19 protein-coding genes are annotated in these 22,324 nt (G+C 69.0%); 11 read left to right on the top strand and 8 right to left on the bottom strand.

Features of this window, described 5'->3' with window-relative positions; all coding sequences use genetic code 11:
- The first annotated feature begins 16 nt into the window (after positions 1-16).
- The 6 genes from rfbA to AC1DV7_RS14765 all read left to right on the top strand — a co-directional run bounded on the left by rfbA (position 17) and on the right by AC1DV7_RS14765 (position 6,578).
- Positions 17-898 carry a glucose-1-phosphate thymidylyltransferase RfbA gene (gene rfbA, locus AC1DV7_RS14790; protein ID WP_477597897.1) on the top strand — a complete coding sequence of 294 codons (882 nt, stop codon included), beginning with the start codon at positions 17-19 and terminating at the stop codon, positions 896-898.
- The gene (locus AC1DV7_RS14785) at positions 898-1,497 is read left to right on the top strand and encodes a dTDP-4-dehydrorhamnose 3,5-epimerase family protein (protein WP_477597896.1); all 600 of its coding nucleotides are present in this window, start codon (positions 898-900) and stop codon (positions 1,495-1,497) included. Before rfbA ends, AC1DV7_RS14785 begins: the two co-directional genes overlap by 1 nt.
- 139 nt (positions 1,498-1,636) lie before the next feature.
- Positions 1,637-3,466 carry a polysaccharide biosynthesis protein gene (locus tag AC1DV7_RS14780; protein ID WP_477597895.1) on the top strand — a complete coding sequence of 610 codons (1,830 nt, stop codon included), beginning with the start codon at positions 1,637-1,639 and terminating at the stop codon, positions 3,464-3,466.
- A gap of 211 nt (positions 3,467-3,677) precedes the next feature.
- On the top strand, positions 3,678-4,409 hold the full coding sequence (locus tag AC1DV7_RS14775) for an MraY family glycosyltransferase (RefSeq protein ID WP_477597894.1): 732 nt from the start codon (positions 3,678-3,680) through the stop codon (positions 4,407-4,409).
- On the top strand, positions 4,406-5,386 hold the full coding sequence (locus AC1DV7_RS14770; RefSeq protein ID WP_477597893.1) for an NAD-dependent epimerase/dehydratase family protein: 981 nt from the start codon (positions 4,406-4,408) through the stop codon (positions 5,384-5,386). Before AC1DV7_RS14775 ends, AC1DV7_RS14770 begins: the two co-directional genes overlap by 4 nt.
- 61 nt (positions 5,387-5,447) lie before the next feature.
- The gene (locus AC1DV7_RS14765) at positions 5,448-6,578 is read left to right on the top strand and encodes a glycosyltransferase (protein ID WP_477597892.1); all 1,131 of its coding nucleotides are present in this window, start codon (positions 5,448-5,450) and stop codon (positions 6,576-6,578) included.
- On the opposite strand, the gene AC1DV7_RS14760 is transcribed toward AC1DV7_RS14765, so the two are convergent.
- Genes AC1DV7_RS14760 through AC1DV7_RS14730 form a run of 7 tightly spaced genes read right to left on the bottom strand, consistent with a single transcriptional unit; the run spans position 6,575 to position 16,056 of the window.
- Positions 6,575-8,671, bottom strand: coding sequence for an acyltransferase family protein (locus AC1DV7_RS14760; protein ID WP_477597891.1), 2,097 nt, complete (start codon positions 8,669-8,671; stop codon positions 6,575-6,577). The two genes, AC1DV7_RS14765 and AC1DV7_RS14760, sit on opposite strands and share 4 nt — an antisense overlap.
- Complete coding sequence (locus AC1DV7_RS14755) at positions 8,584-9,912, bottom strand: O-antigen ligase family protein (RefSeq protein WP_477597890.1); 1,329 nt, start codon at positions 9,910-9,912, stop codon at positions 8,584-8,586. The genes AC1DV7_RS14760 and AC1DV7_RS14755 overlap by 88 nt, the downstream gene beginning before the upstream one ends.
- A 1-nt stretch (position 9,913) precedes the next feature.
- On the bottom strand, positions 9,914-11,608 hold the full coding sequence (locus AC1DV7_RS14750; protein WP_477597889.1) for an ABC transporter ATP-binding protein: 1,695 nt from the start codon (positions 11,606-11,608) through the stop codon (positions 9,914-9,916).
- Positions 11,605-12,723 (bottom strand): glycosyltransferase, encoded by a 1,119-nt coding sequence (locus AC1DV7_RS14745; RefSeq protein WP_477597888.1) that lies wholly within the window; start codon positions 12,721-12,723, stop codon positions 11,605-11,607. Before AC1DV7_RS14745 ends, AC1DV7_RS14750 begins: the two co-directional genes overlap by 4 nt.
- Positions 12,720-13,808 (bottom strand): glycosyltransferase, encoded by a 1,089-nt coding sequence (locus AC1DV7_RS14740; RefSeq protein WP_477597887.1) that lies wholly within the window; start codon positions 13,806-13,808, stop codon positions 12,720-12,722. The genes AC1DV7_RS14745 and AC1DV7_RS14740 overlap by 4 nt, the downstream gene beginning before the upstream one ends.
- A gap of 56 nt (positions 13,809-13,864) precedes the next feature.
- The gene (locus AC1DV7_RS14735) at positions 13,865-15,133 is read right to left on the bottom strand and encodes a nucleotide sugar dehydrogenase (protein WP_477597886.1); all 1,269 of its coding nucleotides are present in this window, start codon (positions 15,131-15,133) and stop codon (positions 13,865-13,867) included.
- The gene (locus AC1DV7_RS14730; protein ID WP_477597885.1) at positions 15,130-16,056 is read right to left on the bottom strand and encodes an NAD-dependent epimerase/dehydratase family protein; all 927 of its coding nucleotides are present in this window, start codon (positions 16,054-16,056) and stop codon (positions 15,130-15,132) included. Before AC1DV7_RS14730 ends, AC1DV7_RS14735 begins: the two co-directional genes overlap by 4 nt.
- A 133-nt stretch (positions 16,057-16,189) precedes the next feature.
- Here AC1DV7_RS14730 and AC1DV7_RS14725 point away from each other — a divergent pair, with 133 nt between their 5' ends.
- Positions 16,190-17,470 (top strand): right-handed parallel beta-helix repeat-containing protein, encoded by a 1,281-nt coding sequence (locus tag AC1DV7_RS14725; RefSeq protein WP_477597884.1) that lies wholly within the window; start codon positions 16,190-16,192, stop codon positions 17,468-17,470.
- 28 nt (positions 17,471-17,498) lie between these two features.
- Here AC1DV7_RS14725 and AC1DV7_RS14720 read toward each other — a convergent pair whose 3' ends face one another.
- On the bottom strand, positions 17,499-18,656 hold the full coding sequence (locus AC1DV7_RS14720; RefSeq protein ID WP_477597883.1) for an NAD(P)-dependent malic enzyme: 1,158 nt from the start codon (positions 18,654-18,656) through the stop codon (positions 17,499-17,501).
- A gap of 369 nt (positions 18,657-19,025) precedes the next feature.
- Between AC1DV7_RS14720 and AC1DV7_RS14715 the strand changes: the two genes are divergently transcribed.
- The 4 genes from AC1DV7_RS14715 to AC1DV7_RS14700 all read left to right on the top strand — a co-directional run bounded on the left by AC1DV7_RS14715 (position 19,026) and on the right by AC1DV7_RS14700 (position 22,319).
- Positions 19,026-19,937, top strand: a complete 912-nt coding sequence (locus AC1DV7_RS14715; protein WP_477597882.1) for an ABC transporter substrate-binding protein — start codon at positions 19,026-19,028, stop codon at positions 19,935-19,937.
- Positions 19,938-19,958: 21 nt separating this feature from the next.
- Complete coding sequence (locus AC1DV7_RS14710) at positions 19,959-20,921, top strand: amino acid ABC transporter permease (protein ID WP_477597881.1); 963 nt, start codon at positions 19,959-19,961, stop codon at positions 20,919-20,921.
- Entirely contained in the window at positions 20,921-21,799 is an 879-nt protein-coding gene (locus tag AC1DV7_RS14705) for an amino acid ABC transporter ATP-binding protein (protein ID WP_477597880.1), read from the top strand. Before AC1DV7_RS14710 ends, AC1DV7_RS14705 begins: the two co-directional genes overlap by 1 nt.
- 145 nt (positions 21,800-21,944) lie before the next feature.
- Positions 21,945-22,319 (top strand): S24/S26 family peptidase, encoded by a 375-nt coding sequence (locus AC1DV7_RS14700; RefSeq protein WP_477597879.1) that lies wholly within the window; start codon positions 21,945-21,947, stop codon positions 22,317-22,319.
- The last annotated feature ends 5 nt before the right edge of the window (positions 22,320-22,324 follow it).

The raw sequence follows: 22,324 nt of genomic DNA, 5'->3' as shown, positions 1-22,324 counted from the left end.
CAGTACCGTGACCAGCATGAAGGGGATCATCCTGGCTGGCGGCTCCGGCACGCGCCTGCACCCGATCACGCTCGGGATCAGCAAGCAGCTGATGCCCGTCTATGACAAGCCGATGGTCTACTACCCGTTGTCCACGCTCATGATGGCCGGCATCAGGGAGGTCCTGGTCATCACCACCCCGGACGACCAGGGCCAGTTCGAGCGGCTTCTCGGGGACGGCTCCCAGTGGGGCGTGCAGCTGTCGTATGCCGCGCAGCCCCGTCCGGAGGGCCTGGCCCAGGCGTTCGTCATCGGCGCCGACTTCATCGGCTCCGACTCGGTGGCGCTGGTCCTCGGCGACAACATCTTCTACGGCGCGGGGCTCGGCACCGCCCTGCGCTCCAACACGGACGTCCGGGGTGGGCACATCTTCGCCTACCACGTGACCGAGCCCTCGGCCTACGGCGTCGTCGAGTTCGACGCGCAACGGCGGGCCATCTCGATCGAGGAGAAGCCCGCCGAGCCGAAGTCCAACTACGCCGTGCCGGGGCTGTACTTCTACGACAACGACGTCGTCGGCATCGCCCGCGAGCTCGAACCCAGCGCGCGCGGCGAGCTCGAGATCACCGGCGTCAACAACGCCTACCTCGACCGGGGCGACCTCATGGTGACCGTCCTGGAACGGGGCACGGCGTGGCTGGACACGGGCACCTTCGAGGGCCTGATGGACGCGTCACAGTTCGTCCACGTCGTCGAGAGCCGCCAGGGCCAGAAGATCGGCTGCCCCGAGGAGATCGCCTGGCGCAACGGCTGGATCGACGACCAGCAGCTCGCCACAGCCGCGCAGTCCCTCGCCAAGAGCGGCTACGGCGGCTACCTGCAGGGCCTGCTGGACGACCCGGCGGACCAGGCACGCTGATGCAGATCCGTCCCCTGAAGATCGCGGACGCGTTCGAGATCACCCCCACCGTCATCGGCGACGAACGTGGCGCCTTCCTCGAGGCATTTCGGGGAGACCTGCTGGCCGAGAACATCGGCCACCGGCCCCAGATCGTCCAGACCAACGTCTCGGTCTCGTCCCGCGGGACGGTCCGAGGCATCCACTTCGCCGACGTCCCGCCGTCGCAGGCGAAGTACGTCACCGTGATGACCGGTTCGATCGTCGACTACGTGGTGGACATCCGGGTCGGCTCACCCACCTTCGGCCAGTGGGACTCGGTCCTGCTCGACACCAGGGACCGGCGGGCCGTCTACCTCCCCGAGGGCATGGGTCACGCGTTCGCGGCCCTCGAGGACCACACGACGGCCATGTACCTCGTGACAGCCCCCTACGCGCCGGCCAGGGAGCACGGCATACACCCCCTCGACCCCGAGGTCGGACTCGTCCTGCCCGAGGGGATGTCGGCACCCCTCCTCTCCGCCAAGGACGGCGCTGCCCCGTCCCTCGCCGAGGCCCTCCAGAGCGGCTTGCTCCCCCGTTACGACGAGTGCGTCTCGTTCTACCGCTCGCTGGGTTGAGCCGGACCCCTCACGGAGAAATTGCCCGTTGTGACGACATGTCCGGTCAGGTGAACGCGTGGTTGACCTGTAAACTTGCCGCGGCCAAGCCGAATGAACGGTTTGCTCGTCAAACACGCGAACACGGAAGGACCCGGGGATGCCGCCACGCACCGTCGCTCGACGCGAGCGGTTCAACCGGTGGATCTGGGCGCTGATCGACTCCTTCGCCTGGGCCGTGGCGATCTTCCTCGCGGCCTGGCTCCGCTACGACCTGGTCCTCGACCTGGTCCTCACGGCACCCCTGCTCTGGCTCGCGGTCGCAGCCGTGACGGCCCAGGTGGGCTTCGGCGCCTTCGTCGGCCCCTACGCCGTCGGGCACGAGCGCGGCTCCTTCGAGGAGACCAACGACGTGGGTCGCACGGTCGTACTGACGACCTTGGTCCTCATGGTCCTCGTCTTCGCGCTCCACCTCGGTCCCATCCCCAGGAGCGTGCCGTTCACGGCGCCTGCGTTCGCCATGCTGGGGATGTTCGCTGCTCGTTTCATCATCCGATCGATCCGGTCGCGCCAAGCGCTGGCGCACAGCGAGGAACAGCGGGCCATCGTCTTCGGCGCCGGCGAGGCGGGTCGCCGCCTGACCCGGAGCCTGATCCGTGACGTGGGCAGCGGCTACCTCCCCGTCGCGCTGCTCGACGACGACAAGGCCAAAGCTCGCCTACGCATCGAGGGCGTCAAGGTCCGCGGCACGCGCACCGACATGGGCCGGGTGGCCGCCAAGCACGACGCCGACACCCTCATCATCGCCCTCCCCCTGGCCGAGGCAAGCACCATCCGTGACCTGGTCGCCCTCGGCGAGGACGCCGGCCTCAAGGTGCTCACGCTGCCGCCGATCCGCGACATCATCGGCGGGCGTCCAACCGCGGGCGACCTGCGCAACGTCGACGTCGCGGACCTGCTCGGCCGTCGGCCCGTCGAGCTCGACATGGCCGTCATCGCCGAGCAGATCGCCGGCAAGCGGATCCTCGTCACGGGAGCCGGTGGGTCGATCGGCTCAGAGCTCTGCCGCCAGATCGCCCGCTTCGGGCCCGACAAGCTCTTCCTGCTCGACCGCGACGAGTCCGGCCTGCAGGGGACCCAGATGAGCCTTCACGGCAACGGCCTGCTCGACAGCGACGAGCTCATCCTCGCCAGCATCCGCGACCGAGAAGCCCTGAATCGGGCCTTCGGGCGCGCCCGACCCGACATCGTCTTCCATGCGGCGGCACTCAAGCACCTGCCCCTGCTCGAGTCCCATCCCCTTGAGGCCTTCTACACCAACGTCCTGGGCACCCTCAACGTCCTGCACGCCGCCGCCGAGACCGGCGTGGGCACCTTCGTCAACATCTCGACCGACAAGGCCGCCAACCCGATCTGCGTCCTGGGCCACAGCAAGCGGGTGGCAGAGCGACTCACGGCCGACTTCGCGGGCTCCTTCCCGGGGCGGTACGTCTCGGTGCGGTTCGGCAACGTCCTGGGCTCGCGCGGATCAGTCGTGCACGCCTTCACCGCCCAGATCGAGCGTGGTGGCCCGATCACGGTCACCCACCCCGACGTCGAGCGTTACTTCATGCTCATCCCCGAAGCCTGCCAGCTCGTCCTCGAGGCGGCTTCCATCGGCCGCGACGGCGAGGTGATGGTCCTCGACATGGGCGAGCAGGTGAAGATCGTCGACGTCGCCCGCACCCTGATCCGGATGTCCGGCCGCCGCGACATCGACATCGTGTTCACCGGCTTGCGGCCGGGCGAGAAACTTGGCGAGGAGCTCTTCTCCGACGACGAGGACCGCCGTGACACGGCCCACCGCCTGGTGTCCAGCGTCGACGTTCCCTCGCTCGCCACTGCCGCCGTCAGCTCCGTGCGGATCGACTCCAACCACCTCGCTGCGGAGTGGATGCGACGCGAGTCCACCGGGGCCGCCCGCGTCGCCACCGCTGGCAGGGGCGACTAGTCCGGTGCTTGAGCTGCTGACGGGGCTGCTGGTCACAGCGGGCCTCTCCCCCTTGGTGCGCCGGGCGGCCCACCGGTACGGGATTCTCGACATCCCCAACCATCGCTCCTCCCATGTGGCCCTGGTGCCGCGAGGCGGAGGGTTGGCCTGCTTGATCGGGGTGCTGCTTGCGTCCTGTGTTGGCTCGTGGCGCGGCTTGGACGTCGGGTGGGTGGCCACACTGGCGTGCGCGGGACTGGCCCTCGTGGGCTTCGCGGACGACCGGGTGAGCCTGCCGGCGCTGCCCCGGCTGCTGGCCCAGTGCCTGGCCGGAGGAGTCGTGGGAGCGACCCTGGGGGGTGTTCGCGGGATCTTCGTGGGCGCTGCTGTCGCGGCAGTTGCTGTGAATGTCGTGAACTTCATGGACGGCATCAACGGCATCACGGCGCTCACCATCAGCGTGTGGGGGGTCGGGGCCCTCGTGATCGGGCATCGCGACGGAGTGGCGGCCCTCTCGGTCCTGGGCGCAGCGACTGCCGGTGCAGCCCTGGGCTTCCTTCCCTGGAACGTTCCGGGCGCTCGCCTCTTCCTCGGCGACTCGGGAAGCTACCTGTTCGGCGCCCTGGCTGCCTCGGGAATCATCATCGCGTGGGCCAGTGGGAGCAGCGTCGTGGCCGTCAGCGCCCCGCTCTTCCTCCATGTGGCCGACTCAGGCTGGACCCTCGTGCGGCGCGCGGCGCGGGGGGAGAACCTCTTGGAGGCCCACCGTGAGCACGTCTACCAACGGCTCGTCTCCCGAAACGGGTTGAGCCACACCACCGTCTCGAGCGTGTTCGCGGCCCTGTCCCTCCTCATCACGGTGGCGTGGGCCCTCGTGTCTCCCGGCCTGGCCGTAGTCATCACCGTGAGTGTGGTCGCCCTCTACATCGCAGCCACCCGCCTGCCGGAAAGGGGCCTGTCGTGACGCCTTCCGAGAACCCGGGCGAGCAGTGGGCAGCCCGTGGGGGGCAGTCCGTGGGCGTCGTCGGCGCCAGCGGTTTCGTCGGTCGCGCGGTCTGTCAGGCACTGCGCCGCCGTGGGGCCACGGTCGTGGAGGTTCCCGCTCCACGGCTCACGTTGCCAGCCGGCGAGGACCCGTGCTCGGCTGTGCTGCTGCACGAGCTGGACAGCCAGACGCTCGCAGCGGCGTTCTCGGGTTGTGCAGTGGTCGTGAACGCTGCCGGCATGCCCGACGCCTCCTCGAGGGAGGTGGCGCAGCTGATGGGAGCGAACGCCGTCCTGCCGGGCGTGGTCGCTCGGGCATGCTCCCTCGCCGGGGTGCACCGGCTGGTCCACGTGAGCAGCGCCGTCGTCCAGGGCACCAGGCCCACGCTCGACGAGAGCGACGAGGTCCAGCCTTTCTCCCCCTACTCACAGTCGAAGGCTGCTGGTGAGGTCGTGGTCAAGGCCTTCGATCCCGGAGCCCTGGCGACCTACCGTCCACCGAGCGTCCATGCGGCGGATCGTCGGATCACGCGCGCGCTCGTCAAGATCGCGCGGAGCCCGCTCGCAAGTGTTGCCGGGCCGGCACACCGCCAGCGACCTTCGCCGCAGGCGCTGCTGGAGAATGTCGCAGACGCCCTGGCCTTCCTCGCGACCTCGTCCGACCTCACGGGGAACGTGATCCATCCGTGGGAGGGGCTCACGACGCGAACACTGCTCGAGAGCTTCGGCGCCCGCCGTGTCCTCGTCCTCCCGGATGTCGCGGCCAGGGGCGTGCTCGGTCTCGCCCGCCTCTCCTCCAGGGTCTTCGCCCCGCTCGAGGCCCACGCCCGGCGGCTGGACATGCTCTGGTTCGGCCAAGCCCAGGCCCAGAGCTCTCTGACGGGAGCAGGCTGGAGCCCGCCGGTGGGCCGGCCTGGGTGGACGGCGCTCGGGCTGCGGGTGGGTGCCGGTGGTTAGCCGCAAGCGGCAGCGGCGAGTCGAGCGCACCGGACTCCTCTACGCAGTCACCGTCCCCTCCGTGGCACAGTCCTTCCTGCGCGGCCAGCTGCGGTACATGGCCGACCAGGGCTGGGACGTCACCTTGGCGTGCTCCCCCGGCAGGGGGGTCGACGAGGTGCGCGACCGAGAGGGTGTCCCGGTCCACGAGATCCACACCGCCCGCGAGATCAGCCTCTGGCAGGACCTCCGGTCGTTCAGCCGTTGGCTTCGCCTCATTCGTCGACTCCGGCCAGCGGTACTCAACGCCAGCACTCCGAAAGCGGCTCTGCTGTCGTTGGTCGCCGGCCGGATCCTCGGTGTTCCCACCCGGGTCTACCTGGTGCGGGGGCTGCGTCTGGAGTCCGAGCGCGGCGCGCGCCGGCGCTTGCTCGAGTCGATGGAACGCCTTTCGTCCTGGTGCGCCACCCATGTCGTCGCGGTCAGCCCGTCCCTTCGTGACGAGCTGATGAGACTGGACCTCTGCGCCGGGAAGGAACCGTTGGTCATCTCCCACGGCAGTAGCAACGGCGTCGACGCCGCGCGGATCTGGCAGGAGGTGCGGGCACACAGCCGGGCGTCCGAGCGAGCCGCGCTGGGTGTCGGAGATCACCAGACCCTCGTGGCCTACATCGGGCGCGTCCGTCGCGACAAGGGGATCGCAGAGCTGAGCACGGCTCTCGGCTCGCCGCGCCTGCACTCAGCCGTTCTCGTCACGCAGGGTGACGTGGAGGACACCTCGAGCCTCGGCCTGGACGCCCTCGGGCCGCGCCACATCCACCTGGGCTGGCGCGGCAGCGTGTCACAGCTCCTCGCAGCGGCAGACCTGCTGGCCCTTCCGACCCACAGGGAAGGCTTTCCGAACGTCGTCCTCGAGGCCGCCGCCGCAGGCCTGCCTGCGGTCACGACCACCGCAACCGGAGCCGTGGACAGCGTCATCGATGGCGTGACGGGGCTGGTGGTTCCACCCCATGACCCGCAGGCCCTCGAGGCAGCGCTGGTGAGACTCGCGAGCGACCCCGGGGCGCGGGCACGCATGGGGGCGCGCGCCAGGCAGCGTGCGCTCGACGACTTCAGGCCCGAGCAGGTCTGGAGCGAGTTGGATCGCCTCTACAGGAGCACCAGCAACGCCGTGCCTCATCCGAGGCATTCGACGGTGCCCGGCGAGCGCTAGCCCAGGAGCGCCTTGATCTCACGGGCCACGACGGGCTCGGTTCCCTTGGCAGCGTGAACGGACAGATGCCCGGAGTCCTGGAACAGCAGCGAGCCGTCGCCACCTATCGCGTGGCAGGACCCGCCGTCGGCACAGAACAGGCTCGCCGCGTCGAAGTAGCGGGCCCCGACGTCGGTCACCGCCCTGGCCTGCTCCAGCGAGATGACTCTCCTGACCGTCTCCAGCTCGGATCCTCCAGGGTCCACACCGCACCCGGGCTCGGGCCGCTGCACGATCGACGGCCTCAGGCACTCCGGGAAGTCGACGAAGCGGGGGACGTCCCCGATGACCAGCGTGGGGATGCCCACGTCCGTGATCGTCTGGGCCAGGTCGTCGGACCAGCTGGCGGCTGCCCGCTCCACGAGGTCGGTGTCGGACGAGATGGCACCATCGGCCAGCCACTCCTGGCGCACGTAGCTCAGCGTCGAGCTGGAGGTGACGATCGCGGAGTACTCGCCCCGGTGCTGCTTCAGGTAGGCCACGCCCCGTTCGTTGAACGTGCGACAGCTTTCCTTCGGGTAGACCGCCCTGAGGTTGTACGGGCATCCACCGAAGACGGCCACTTCCGCGTCATACCCCAGGGCGTTGGCAGCGGGGACGACCGCATCGGCGAGGACTCCCGCATGGGAGTCGCCGATCAGCAGGATGCGGCCCTTGGACTCGGGGACCTTCCACAGGCACGAACCGGGCTTCCGGGCGCCGACCGGAGCCTCCTTGAGGCAGCCGTTCGCGGAGTCCATGTGTGAGGCCTCGAGCTGGGTGCGGTAGCTGGCGATTCGTGAGTCGCCCCACGCCTGCGACTGCCCCGCCCAGAACAGACCCCCCAGCGCGACCGTTGCCGTCGTGCACGCCAGCCCCAGGGCGATGGCGGCCGGGATCTTGTTCCACCGGATGCTCGTGTGGATCGGATGCTCCACGAGCCGGTAGGCCAGCGCCGCAGGGACCAGGGAGAACACCGCGGCCGCGACCAGGATCCAGCGCGACTCACCGAGCTGTCGCGCGAAGACGATGACCGGCCAGTGCCAGAGGTACCAGGAGTACGAACGGTCCCCGATCCAGACGAGGGCGCGCGACTCGAGCAGTCGTCGGAGCACGCCGTAGTCACCGAGGTGCCCTGCCGCGAGGAGGGCCGCCGAGGCGCCGACGGGCAGGAGCACCCAGACGCCGGGGAACACGCTCTCCGACGTCAGCAGCGTGTACGAGCCGATCAGGCCCGCCAGTCCCGCAACTCCCACGACGGTGGCCCAGCGTGGTCGGACCAGGCGCGGGAGCGTACAGATCAGCGCACCAGCCAGGAACTCCCACGCCCGGGTGAAGGAGCTGTAGAACGCCAGCTCGGGGAGCCGCGCATTGACCAGGGTGTTGAACGGGAAAGACCCGAAGGTGAACCACACGCAGAGGACCAGGCTGACGGCGGCTCCGCTCGCGAGCACCCAGCGGAGCGCCTTCGTCGACCCTCGGGAGGCCTTCAGGGCCAACGCCATGGTGGCCGGAAGGACCAGGTAGAACTGCTCCTCGACCGACAGCGACCAGGTGTGCAGGTAGGGGTTCGACTCGGCCGCGGGCTGGAAGTAGCCCCCCGTGAAGATGGCGAAGAAGAAGTTGGACACGAACATGGCCGAGGAGAGGGCTCCCTGGGCGATCTCCTTCTGGATCCCCAGGGGGCTCAACAGCAGCACCGCACCGACGAGGGTGAACGCCGAGCTCAGCGCGGCGGCCGGCAGCAGCCTGCGAAGACGTCGGGCGTAAAAGCTCAGCAGGCTGATTCGCGCCGACCTGCGCCACTCGCGCAGCAACAACCCCGTGATGACGTAACCGGAGATGACGAAGAACACGTCGACCCCGACGAAGCCTCCCCTGATGAGACCGCCCCCGTGGTAGGCGACCACCGTGAGGACGGCGATGGCCCGAAGGCCCTGGATGTCACGCCGGAAACTGGGTGTGGAGGCGGTGACCTTGTTGACGTCTATGACGCGACCCCTTCTCGCATACGACGGGCATGGTGGGCCTTCGGTATGACCTTCGGAGCCGTCCGAGGAAGCGAGCTGGCCCAACCCAGCACGAGCAGCTCGATGCTGGCCATCAGGGTGGAGGGCCACCAGAGGACGGTCACCCCGCTGGCCAGGGCGAGGCAGACCAGAGCGAAGCTGGCCCGGTCGTGGACGCGCGAGCGCCGCACGGCCTCGAGACACAGGATGAGCAGGGCGAGGAGGGTGAACAACCCCGTCTCACCGAAGACGCCGGCATAGAGGTTGTGGGCACGCAGTCCGCCGAACTCCGTTCCCGCGTCGATCGCCACGATGTCCATCGCGTTGAGGCCGACCCCTGCGAACGGATGCCGCCACCCCTCCTGGAGGCTGAACAGGAGGGCATCCTGTCGCACCCCGATGTTCTGGTCCGCGCCGGCCTGGAATCGGCCGGTCGCGACGCTCAGGTAGTCGAAGATCTTGGGCGCGGCGTACGCGACGATGCCGCCGAACACGAGCAGTCCCGCGAGGCCGGCAATCCCACCCTTGGAGATGTAGCGGTAGAGGAAGAAGGCCACGAGCGCGATGCCGACCAAGAGCCAGGAACCGCGCGAGCGGGCCGCCAGCAGGCCGTACGTGCAGGCAAGGGCGCACGGAACATAGAGGAACAGCCAACGGCGGTCGTCCCGCAGGACATTCGTGAGGGCCGCCGTGAGCCCGAAGGCGGCGATGAGCCCGATGCCATTGGCGTTCAGCCCGAGGACCGCGCTGCCGCGGCTGGTGGCCAGTGCCTCTGCCCCGGCCCCGGCCCAGGAGATCAAGGCGCCGACAGCAGCCAGGCAGCGCGTGAGCTCGCGGCTGGAGAAGTCCAGGTGCATCACGCTGAGCCCCACCAGCCCCGTGGTGATGACGGCCGTGATCAGGGGCTTGGCGTCCACGACCCGCCCGTGGCCCAGGACCCCGACGAAGATGCTGAGGAACAGGAACGCCAGAAGCGCTGCATGCCCGGTCCGCGTCGCGGCCGCTCCCCTGAGGTGAAGGCCTCTGAGGTACAGGATCGCCATCGCCCCTCCACTCACGTACATGAGCAGCAGCGGCGAGGGGAGCACGGAGGGGAGGATTCTCGCCAGGATGGGGAGGGCGAGCGCCAGCGTGAATGCCAGCTTGGGGTAGTGCCGCGTGCACAGGACGAGGACGGCGAAGATCGCGAGCAAGGGCCCGAACGAAAGCACCAGCCGGTAGAGCCCGGTGAGGTACAGGCCGACGAGCAACGGACCGCTGATGACGACCAGGACCGCCACCCGTGCCGGGGTCTTCACGGACGCCATGTCAGGCGGAGTCCCGCTGCAGGGCGCGACCGCCGTGAAGCTCGTAGACCACGTCGCAGTCGACGAGAGTGCCCACCCGGTGAGCGACGCTGATGATGGTCATGTTCTGTCGGAGGCCGTTGATCGTGTCCACGATCTCGAGCTCGGTCTTCGCATCCAGGGCAGCAGTGGGCTCGTCCAGGATCAGGACCTCCGGCTGGCGGTAGAGCGCCCGGGCGATCCCGAGGCGTTGTCGCTGCCCCACCGAGAGCCGCGAGCCCGCCTCACCGATCGTCGAGTCGAGTCCGCGGTCCAGGGAGCGTACGACCCCCTCCATGGAGGCGTCGCGCAGTGCGGCCCAGACTCGCTCGGCATCAGGCGTCAGGTCACCCAGTGCGACATTCCGTCCCACCGTGTCGTCGAGGAGGAACACGTCCTGCGGCACGTAGCCGATCTTGCCGAACCACTCAGGGTTGGCGAGCCCGACACTGACGCCGCCGTAGGTCACCGTGCCGGCCGTGGGCTTGAGCAGGCCGAGGATGATGTTCAACAGGGTGCTCTTGCCGCCTCCTGACGACCCCACGAAACCGACATGGGATCCGAAGGGGATGTCCAGCGAGATCCCGGCCAGCACTTCGGGCCGATCCGGGTCGTAGGCGAAGCGAATCCCCTCGACCTCCAGGCGGGCGCGGGCCGGCATTGCGCCTGCCGATCCAGCGGGCTCCGACAGCCGGGCAGTGGCAACGCTCTCGAGCTCGTTCGCGATCTCCTCTCCGAGCCGCGTGCCGGTCCGGAACTGGTTCACGTAGGTGAGCACCCTCGTGAGGGCAGGCAGGAGTCGCATGCCCGCCACGACGTAGAGGGCCACGAGCGCCAGGGTGTCGCTGGCGTTGGAGCTCGACAGCATCACCATGAGGGCGATGAGGATGGCTCCGTAGAGAGCAACCTCGAGGGTGAGCTTGGGCACCTCACCGATCAAGATCATCCGCTTCTGGGCGGCGACCATCTGGCCACGTGCCCGGCCGACCGAGCCCAGTGCCTCATCGCGCCCGTCGCTGACCGTCAGCTCGCGGATGCCTCGCAGGAGGTTCGAACCCAGCCGGTAGACGTGTGACACGTTGCCGCTGTACTCACTCGCCGCGCGCACGGTGACCCGCCGGCTCCAGAAGATGAACAGCGCGGCAACGAGCGAGAGGTAGGAGACGACGGCCAGGGCGGCCCAGGGGTTGGCCACGAAGAGACCTGCCGCCAACCCGGCGGTCATGGTGAGGTCCGCGGACGCGAGCACCACGGCGTTCAGTCCCGTGTTGGTGGCCATCCCGACGTGGGAGACGGTCCGCGTCAGCAGCTCGGAGGAGTTGCTGCGCAGGTGGAAGCTGTATGGCGCGTGGGCGTAGGCCCCCAGCAACCGCGAGCTGAGAGCGAGCTCGGCACGGGAAGCCTGACGTGACCACCACCAGCGGAACACGAACATCGACATGGATCGCAGGATCATGAGCGTCATGGCCGCGAGGGCCAGAGAACGCGGCTCGATCGACCACGGGATCAGCCGGATGCTGCCCTGTCCTCCGCCCGCGAGCTGGCTGAACACCGGCAGCAGCAGCAGGAGCGAGGCGAAGTCGACGATGGACATGCACGCCGAGACCACGACACCCACGCGTACGGACCTGCTCACCACGGGCGGGTAGAGGGCGAGGAAGGCCTTGAGGCGCCTCACGTCCGGTCACCCATCGGCCCGAGGCTGGCAAACAGCTCCTCGTTCCTCGTGGCGCAGGTCGGCCACGAGAAGTCGACTGCTTTGATCCTCGACTGCTCGCCCATGGTCAGGCGCAGCGCGGTGTCCGCCGCGAGCTCGTCGATCCGCAGGGCGAGCATCTGCGCGTTGCCTGCCTCGACGAGGAAGCCGTTCACACCGTCCTCCACGAGGAGGCTGGTCCCTCCGACGTCTGTCGCCACCACGGGCAGCCCAGCCGCCATCTCTTCGAGGATGGCATTGCAGAGACCTTCGGTGCGCGAGGGGTGTATGGCGAGCTGGGCGTCGGCGAGCTCGGTCGGCACGTGGGCGGGATGCTCCGCGAAGTCGACGACCTCGGCCAGCTTGCGCTGCCTGACAGCGTCCTCGGTCGGCTTGCGCATCTGTCCTTCGCCGATGAGGCGGACGTTCAGGGGCTGCGTGACGTGGGTCAGCGCCTCGACCAGGAGGTCGTGGCCCTTGTGTGGACGGAAGTTCGCCACTACGACGGCGCGTGGTGGTTGGTGTCGGCCTGGATCCGCCTGCCAAGAGGGGAGATCGACACCGTTCGGGATGAAGTGGACTCGCGATGCCATGGCGCCCCACTCGGTGGCGTGCTCGATGAGATCGGGCGCGTTGACGGTGACGGCGTGCGCACGCTTGAGGGCCATCCGCAGGAGCCGGTCCTGGAACGGGATACCCGAGAGCCGCACCTGGCCACGCAGCCCACCGACCAGTCGGGCGTCCGTCAGCGCCCCACCGATGAGCAGGGCCGGCCAGATCGCCCCGCCGAGCCACGCACAGATGATGTGCGGCTGCCGGCGCCGGAGGATCCGGCCCAGGCGAGCATAGGCGGCAAGGGCGCTCAGGGTGTCGCTCGGGATGCTGGTCGGGCGCGCGACCTCCCATGGGACGCCCAGATCGTCGGCATGCTTCGTGAGGGGGCCGCCACGAGAGAGGAACGTCAGGCGCACATCGTGGTGGCGGCTCCTCAGCTCGTGGGCCAGGCGGATCATCTGGCTCTCGGCCCCGCCACGGTTGGCGGTGCCGATGACGAAGTCGATGCGCATTGACTCGGTTGCCTCGTTGGTCGAGCTCATCGTGCCGGGCCCACGCGTGAGGCGGTCTCGGCGTCGACGCCGCACAGGTCCCCATAGATCTGCAGGTGCTGACCGACCATGCGCTCCACGGTGCGCTCTGCTGCACGCGCGACCCGCGGAGCAGCGCCAGCACGCTGCGGTGCGCGGAGGTAGGACGCGATGCTCGCGGCCAGCAGGTCGGGCCGCCCCACGGGCACGCAGCTTCCGACCCCGTCGAGCAGGGTGGCCGCATCTCCCACGGCGGTGGACACGACGGGAACCCCCTGGGCGAGCGCCTCCCCGACGGCGTTGCTCGCCCCCTCCTTCTCGGACGGGTGGACGTAGACGTCTGCAGCGGCGAGGTAGGCCCGGGTGTCGGTCGCGACACCGGGCAGCGACAACGGCACCCGCGCGCTCTCAGCCAGCTGCAGGAGCTGCTCTCGTCGGGGCCCGTCGCCCACCACGACCACGCCGACGTCGTGCCCGTCGAGCCTCAGCAGTCGCGCAGCCTCCACCAGGTCCTCGTGACGCTTGACCGACCGCAGGTTGCCGACCGACAAGAGCACGTGCTCCGTGGCGATGTCGACCTGCGCCGGAGCCGTCCTCTCGAAGCGCCAGTCTTCGATGGCGTTGGGGATCGTCCGCCAGGCCACTCGTGGGACCTGGCCCTGGCTCGTCCAGAAGTCGCGGACGCCGTCGGAGTTGCCCACCAGGTAGTCCGCCCTCGAGGCGGCCCATCGTTCGACCCGAGCACGCAGCCTCCCTGAGGTCGAGGCGTTACCCATGTTCCGGCGCCAGCTCACGACGGGCAGGCTCCTGGGGGCCAGCAACGATGTCAGGACCGACGCCTCGGCCATGGCCGAGTGCACCAGGGAGAAGTCCCCCCGACGCAGGACCCGACGAAGTCGAGTGGCCTTGGTCAGGAGGGCGAAGGGACCTGGAAGGACACTGCGGGTACCGAGCACGTGCTGCCGGGCGCCAGCGAAGTCCTGCATCTGCAGATCCGACGACAGGAGGACCACTTCGACGTCGACCCCCTGCGCGAGCAGGTTTCGGACGAGGAGCGCCGCTTGGGCCTCCGTGCCGCCGACCCCTGCGCTACTCATCACGAACGCCACGCGCAGGTCAGCGCGTGACGTCCGAACGTAGGCCTCGCGTTCCTTCACAGCCGCCTACAGTTGTCACTCTCGGCCATGACACCCCGAGTGTCCAGGACAAGGCGCGCGGTCTTGGCGAGGATCTCCAGGTCGATCCCGTCGTGGTTCTGGAGCAACACGACGACATCGGCCTCGGCTGCGGCCTCGGTCACGTCGGCCGCGCTCTCGAGCTCGGCGTCGACGCCCTCGGGCCGCCACGAGCGGACGAACGGGTCGAAGAAGCGCAGGTCCGCTCCCCACGACAGCAGCCGGGCAGCCAGCGGGTCTGCCGGGCTCTCGCGGCAGTCGGAGATGTTCGGCTTGTAGGTCACACCCACGAGGAGGACCTTGGCGCCGTTGACTGCTCGCCGCTGGTCGTTGAGCAGGCCCCACACCCTGGAGGCGACGTAGCCGGGGGCGGCCTCGTTGATCTCTTCGGCGAGCTCCACCATGCGGAAGGCGTAGCCGAGCTTGGCCTTGACGCGGTGGCTGAGGTACGACGGGTCAACCGGGATGCAGTGACCGCCGACACCGGGACCGGGTCGGAAGGGCATGAAGCCGAAGGGCTTGGTGGCTGCACAGTCGATGGCATCCCACAGGTCGATGTCGAGCTCGTCGCAGAAGCGGACCATCTCGTTGACGAGGGCGATGTTGACGTGACGGAAGGTGTTCTCGAGGAGCTTGGCCATCTCGGCCTCCTTGGCCCCCTTCGCCTCGATCACCGTGTCGATGAAGAGTCCGTAGAAAGCCGTGGCACGCGTGGCGCAGGCGCTCGTCAGCCCACCGACGACCTTGGGGGTGTTCCTCACGCCGAACTCGACGTTGCCGGGGTCGATGCGCTCGGGTGAGAACGCGATGAACACGTCGGTCCCGATCTCGAGTCCCGAGGGGCCGACGACGAGCGGAGCGAACACCTCTTCGGTCGTGCCCGGGTAGGTGGTGGACTCGAGGATGCAGAGCGTCCCGGGTCGGATGTGGGCGCCGATGGCCCGTGCGGACGCCTCGACCGGCCGAAGATCAGGACCGCCGTCGGGGCTCAGCGGCGTGGGCACGCAGACGACCACGACATCGGCAGTGGAGATGACCGAGGGGTCGACCGAGGCGCTGTAACCGGCCTTCAGCCCGGCGCTCAGCTCCTCGTCGGTAATGTCATCGATGTGGCTGCGGCCGGCGTTGAGCTGATCGACCACCCCAGCGTTGGTGTCAAGACCGACGACACGCAGGCCCTTCTCAGCGGCGCGGAGGGCCATCGGAAGTCCGACATACCCCTGACCAACGACTACGACATTCTTCACAGGTTCTCCTTAAACCACATGACGGTCTCGGCAAGACCCTGTTCCAAGCTGACCGGTTCGATCCCCGGGAAGAGCGCGCGCAGGGTGGCGTTGTCGGCCTGGGAGTGCTTCACGTCCCCCGCTCGCGGAGCCCGGTGCTCCACCACCGCGGCCGAGCCGGTCGCGCGCTCCAGGTCGGCGATGAGCTCCAACAAGGTGGTGTTCGTGCCGAACGCGAGGTTGACCGGCTCGGGGTGGCTCAGACGTCGCTCCGACGCATCGAGGAGGACCTTGCACACGGTGCCGACGTACGTGAAGTCACGTGAGTGGGTGCCATCTCCGTTCACGTTGACCGTCTCCGAGCGCAACATGGCATCGATGAAGGTGGGGATCACGGCGGCGTAGGCGTGCCCCGCGCGTTGGCGGGGACCGTAGATGTTGAAGAACCTGAACGCCACGCTCGAGAGGCCGAAGGACTGCTGGTAGGCCAACGGGTACTGCTCCGTGGCCAGCTTGGTGACGGCGTAGGGGCTCATGGGCCGCACCCACTCCCGCTCACCCTTGGGCAGGGCGGGGTTGAGACCGTAGACGGACGAGGACGAGGCCGCGATGAGGTGGTTCACGCCGGCACTGCGGGCAGCCTCGAGGACGCACAGCGTGCCGGTCGCGTTGGCCGCATGGGTTGCCACCGGATCGGCAATGCTGCGAGGGACACTGCCCAGGGCAGCCAGGTGGACGATCGAGTCGACGCCCGACATCGCGCCGGCAATGGCGTCCTGGTCGAGGATGGACTTCTCGATGAAGTCGACGTCCAAGCCCTCGAGGTTCTCGGCGAACCCAGTCGACAGGTCGTCGATGATCGTGACCTGATGGTCGGCTGCCAGCGCGAGACGAGCGAGGTTCGAACCGACGAAGCCGGCTCCGCCGGTAATCAAAAGACGCACAGATTCCTCAAAAGGGGTTGAATCGCAGACGTTGCGCAACACTGTAGCCGCTTCGCAAGCATGCCCATGACATGCGCACGGCCGCGCCAGCGGGCGTTTCGTGCCCTGTGAGGGGTACGTGCAGAATGCACTCATGCCCGCCCATACCTCCCGACGCCAGGCCCTCGCCCTGGCCGGGCTGGCTGGCGTGGCAGGAGTGGCAGGAGTGGCCGCCGCATTCGGCCGGTTCGACTCGCCTCCGCCGCCGCCGTCCACCGACACGAAGAGCCTCAACGCGCTGCTCGGCGCAGGCGGCGACGTTCGCCTCGAGGCGAGGACGTACCACCTCACCGCCGACGACAAGGGCCTGTGCCTGGTCATGAAGACGCCAGGCACGCGCCTGATCCTGGGGCGCCAGACCGTCCTGCAGCTTGCGCCGAGCGCATTGGGCAACTACCAGATCCTGTACGTCACCTCGCCGGACTGCAGCGTGACCGGAGGAAACATCGTGGGCGACGTGCGGTCCCACCTCGGCGACGACGGCGAATGGGGCCATGGGATCCGAGTCGCAGGAGCCGCCCATCGGACGCGGTTGGACGGCGTCGTGGTGACCGAGTGCTGGGGAGACGGCTTCTACGTCGGTGGAGGAGCCAAGGACGTCGTTCTCGCCAACTGCACGGCGCAGAACAACCGCCGCCAGGGGCTGTCCGTGACGTCGGCTTCGCGGCTGCAGGTGATCCGGGGCAGGTACTCCGGCACGGGCTGGCCCGCACGCACGGACCCGAGTGCCGGCATCGACGTGGAGCCGAACAAGGGAGAGAGGGTCCAGGCAGTCCTACGAGACGTCGAGTCGTTCGGCAACCGCGGCCCGGGCGTCGTGCTGAGCGGGAGCAAGGGCGCCGTGGACGTCGACGTGATCGGCGGGTCCTCGTCGGGCAACGACGGGCCCGGATACCTGATCGCCGGTGCGGGCGCGCGCATCGTCCTGCGATCAGCCACCGCAGCCGCGAACACCGTGGGGGTGGAAGTCGAGCGTCGTGTCGCGGGAGCGACGATCGACCAGGTGACCGCCGAGCAGAACCGCGCGGCGGGATTCGCGGTAGCAGGACCCAAGACCTACCTGCGCGCCTCGACGGCCCGCGGGAACGGCGCCGAGGGCTTCGTCCTCGCCGAGACCGCCGCGGGGAGCCGAGGGAGGCGACTCAGTGCTGACGACAACTCCCGGAGCCGCTCGTCGCTGCCTCAGGTCGCCATCGCGGCACCCGACTGCGACGTCCGGGACGTCGCGATCGGACCGGGGGCGACCGGACGCGACACCCCCGGCGTGGTGGTGCGGCCGTCGGCCCAGGGCACCGTGGTGTCGGACGTGACCTCGGAGGGAGTCGCCGTCGCACGGCTCGTGGACGACCAGCGTCAGCCGGCCGACCCGTCTTGAGACCGGGCCACGCCTGGGGGCGGGCGCTTCACGCCAAGCGGGACACCGCTGCCGCCACGGCGTCGGCCACTCCCTCGGCGAAGACGCTGGGCACGATCTCCTCAGCCGTGGGAGACGACACCAGTCCGGCGATGGCCGCAGCCGCCGCGAGCTTCATCGCCTCGGTCACCTGCGGGGCTCCGGAGTCCAGCGCCCCGCGGAAGATCCCGGGAAAGGCCAGCACGTTGTTGATCTGGTTCGGATAGTCCGAACGCCCGGTGGCGACCACCGCGGCGTACCGCGCGGCCACGTCGACGGGCACCTCGGGCGTTGGGTTCGCGAGGGCGAAGATGATGCAGTCGGGCGCCATCCGGGCGATGTCCACCTCTGCCACCGACCCGCCGGAAACCCCGACGAACACGTCAGCGCCGTCGAGGGCCACGGCCAGCGCGCCGGACAGCCCGCGGGGGTTCGTCGTCGCGGCCAGCTTGCGCTTGTGGTCGGCCAGGTCGTCGCGGGTGGGGGCGATGATCCCTCGCGAGTCGCAGACCGTGATGTCGGCGACCCCGGCGCGGGCCAGCAGCTTGGTCACCGCCACACCTGCCGCACCGGCTCCCGACACCACGACGCGCAGCGACGCGAGCTCGCGCCCCACCACCCGGGCCGCGTTGACGAGCCCGGCCAGGACGACGATCGCCGTGCCGTGCTGGTCGTCGTGGAACACGGGGATGTCGAGCCGCTCCTGGAGCCGCCGCTCGATCTCGAAGCACCGAGGCGCCGAGATGTCCTCGAGGTTGATGCCGCCGTAGGTAGGGGCGATCCGGGCGATGGCGTCGACGAGCTCGTCGACCGACCCGGTCTCCATGCACACGGGCACCGCGTCGACGCCCGCGAAGTGCTTGAACAGCACGGCCTTGCCCTCCATGACGGGCATCGCGGCCAGCGGCCCGATGTCACCGAGGCCGAGGACGGCGGTGCCGTCGGTGACGACGGCGACCGTGTTGGCCCGGGCCGTGTAGCGGCTCGCGAGGCTCGGGTCGGCAGCGATGGCCCGCGACACGTCGGCCACCCCCGGTGTGTAGAGCAGGGCCAGGTCGGCGCGGTCCCTCAGCGGCTGCGTGGCGTGTACACCCAGCTTGCCGCCCTCGTGCGCCCGGAAGACCGGGTCGGTGGGGTCGAAGAGTGGGTACGACGGAAACGCGGACATTGCGGAATCACCTCAGGAATCGACAGGCGTGGGGCTCACACTGGAAACGCGGCGTGGTGCCAGCCGCGATCAACCTCAGCCGGGTGTGGCCTCTCAGACGCGAAGGCGGGGGTGACCCGCTCGCTCATGGTGGCACGCCCCGGTGCCGAAAACCACCATTGCGACGCGAGTGTGACCCGCATCGCCCACCGCGAGGCCTGTGCCGCCACTGATTCCGTCGTCCGTCGGGGTGAACGTCTCGATTTGGGCCCGTGTCCCGCGAGTCCGGCCCGTGCTGCGGTGCTGAGTGGCAGTATGCCGCTCAGCCCCTTCGTGGCGCGGCTCACCGAGCCAGCCGCCCACACCGCATACGAGGAAGGAACCTCACGCATGACCCACCGCCTCCGCCCGACCACCCTCCTGATCGTCGGTCTGGCCACCGCAGGTCTGGCGCTCTCGGCCTGTGGCTCCGACAGCCTCGACGGCTCGTCCAGCTCCAGCTCGTCCAGCTCCAGCTCGACCACCGGCTCGGTGGACCCCGCCCTCGCTGCTCAGGTCCCTGCCAAGATCAAGACCGCCGGCAAGATCGTCGTCGGCTCCGATGCGTCCTACGCCCCGAACGAGTTCCTGGCCGACGACGGCAAGACCGTCCAGGGCATGGACGTCGACATCTTCAACGCCGTCGCCGCCAAGCTCGGCCTCAAGGCCGAGTTCCAGAACGCCGGCTTCGACACGATCATCCTCGGTGTGACGTCGGGCAAGTACGACGTCGGCGTCTCCTCGTTCACCATCAACGACGAGCGCAAGAAGCAGGTCAACATGGTCAGCTACTTCAACGCCGGCACCCAGTGGGCCGTCAAGAAGGGCAACCCCAAGAAGGTCGACCCGGCCAACGCCTGCGGCCTCAACATCGGCGTCCAGAAGGGCACGGTCCAGATCGACGACCTGACCGCCCGCTCCAAGAAGTGCACCGAGGCGGGCAAGGCCCCGATCAAGCAGATCATCGACGCCGACCAGAGCAAGGTCACCGCGAGCGTCATCTCGGGCAAGGCCGACGCCATGCTCGCCGACTCGCCCGTGGGCCTCTACGCGGTCAAGCAGACGGGCGGCCAGCTCGAGGCGCTCGGTGAGATCTACGACGCGGCGCCGTACGGCTTCGTGGTCCCCAAGACCGAGGCAGACTTCGCCACCGCCATCGCCGTGGCCCTCAAGGAGGTCAAGGAGGAGGGCACGTACGACAGTGTCCTCAAGACCTGGGGCAACGAGTCCGGCGGCATCGGCGACTTCGCCGTGAACCCGTGAGCAGGATGACCCCCACCACTCATGACTGAGGACACAACGGACCGGCCGGGCACCATCCACGCCCGGCCGGTTCCCCACCCCGGACGCTGGGTGGCCGTCGCCGTCATCGCGATCCTGCTCGCGATGATGATCAGCTCGTTCGTGACGAACGACAAGTGGAACTTCCCGCAGGCCCTGCGCATCATGAACTTCAACCCGGTCCTCGAGGGCCTGGTCAAGGGCACGATCGTCGGCACCATCGGCTCGATGGTCCTGGGCGTCGTCCTGGGCGTTATCGTCGGCATCATGCGGCTGTCGAGCAACCCGGTCCTGCGCAGCGTGTCGTTCGTCTACACCTGGTTCTTCCGGGCGATCCCGCGGCTGGTCCTGCTGGGCATGCTCGGCACGGGCGTCGGCTACCTCTACCCCACCCTCGACCTCGGGCCGCTGCCGTTCAGCCAGCAGTTCGCGGACTTGCTGGGGCTGAGCAGCGACCTGACGTTCCTGACGCTCGACGTCAACCAGTTCAGCTCGTCGATCATGATGGGCATCATCGGGCTGGGCCTGTCCGAGGCGGCCTACATGGCCGAGATCGCCCGCGCCGGCATCCAGTCGGTCGACAAGGGCCAGCACGAGGCAGCGCAGGCGCTCGGCATGTCGTCGGGCAAGACCATGCGACGCATCGTGCTCCCCCAGGCCATGCGCGTCATCGTGCCGCCGACGGGCAACGAGACGATCGCCATGGTCAAGGACACCTCGCTCCTCACGGCGATCCCGGTCAACGTCGAGCTCTACTACCAAGCGTCGGCCGTCGGCACGAGGACCCTGCAGATCATGCCGTCCTTCGTGGCGGTCACTGCCTGGTACCTCATCCTGTGCAGCATCCTCATGGTCGGGCAGTCGTTCCTCGAGCGACGCTTCGGCCGGGGGTTCGGCACCACGTCGAGCCCCGGCGCCATGAAGGCCCGGATGCTCAGGTTCCGCGGTGGCGGAGGAGGTCTGTGATGGCGAAGGACACGACCAAGACCGACGACACGGCCAAGGCCGACGCGACGACCACGGCGGACGACACGACCCAGCCCCTGGTCCACGCCGTCAACGTCACCAAGGCCTTCCATGGCAACGAGGTCCTCAAGGGCATCGACATGGACGTCTCCAAGGGTGAGGTGGTCTGCCTGCTCGGGCCCTCCGGCTCGGGCAAGACGACCTTCCTGCGGTGCATCAACCAGCTCGAGTCCATCGACGGTGGCCGCATCTGGGTCGACGGTGACCTCATGGGCTACCGCGACGAGGGCGGGCACCTGCACCACCTGACCGACAAGCAGGTGGCGGCCCAGCGTCGCGACATCGGCATGGTGTTCCAGCGCTGGAACCTCTTCCCCCACATGACGGCCCTCGACAACATCATGGAGGCGCCGATCCAGGTCAAGGGGGTCAAGAAGGCCGACGCACGGACCCGCGCGCTCGCCCTGCTCGACCAGGTGGGGCTCAAGGACAAGCCCGGCGCCTACCCCGCCCAGCTCTCGGGCGGGCAGCAGCAGCGCGTGGCCATCGCCCGGGCACTGGCGATGGACCCCAAGCTGATGCTGTTCGACGAGCCCACCTCGGCGCTCGACCCCGAGCTGGTCGGCGAGGTGCTGCGCGTCATGCGTCAGCTGGCCGACGACGGGATGACGATGATCGTGGTGACCCACGAGATGTCGTTCGCCCGCGAGGTCGCCGACCGGGTCGTCTTCATGGACGGCGGGGTCGTCGTCGAGCAAGGTCCCCCGAGCCAGGTCATCGCCAACCCACAGCACGAGCGCACGAAGGCGTTCCTGCGGCGGATGAGCCGCGAGGAGCCTGAGCAGCAGCCTGAGCAGCAGGCCGAGCAGCAGGCCTGACCCGCGACACCACCAGAGGGGCCCGACGGCGACCAGCCGAYGGGCCCCTCTCGTCGGGCCCCTCTCGTCGGGCCACGACGTGGACCCGGGGTGCATCGCGGGTCGGGGCTGGGCATGATGAGCCCGAGACGGAAGGCGGCACCTCGTGACGGTGATCGGCGTGGTTCGGGTTCGCGGGCGCTCGATGGAGCCCACCCTGCACACCGGCGACCGGCTGGTGGTGCTGCGCGGGGCGCCACCGCGGCTCGGTCGCCTCGCGATCGTGCGGCTGCCCGACGACGCCGACGGCACCCGGCGACCGCTGGCGATCAAGCGGGTGACAATGCGTGACCCGGCCGACCCCACGCGCTACTGGGTCGAGAGTGACAACCAGACCGCTCCGGGGGTCACGGACTCCTGGACGATCGGCATCGGTTCCCTCGCCCGCGACCAGATCCGCGCGCTCGTCCTCTTCCGCCTCCCCGCGACCTACCCCGGTCGCCGTCTGGCCCGGCGCCTGGCGCGCCGCCTCGCGCACTGACCCGG

Source organism: Pedococcus sp. P2_E4 (genome assembly GCF_056403935.1).
The sequence above is the reverse complement of the archived record's forward strand: the minus strand, read 5'-3'. Positions and strand labels throughout refer to the sequence as shown.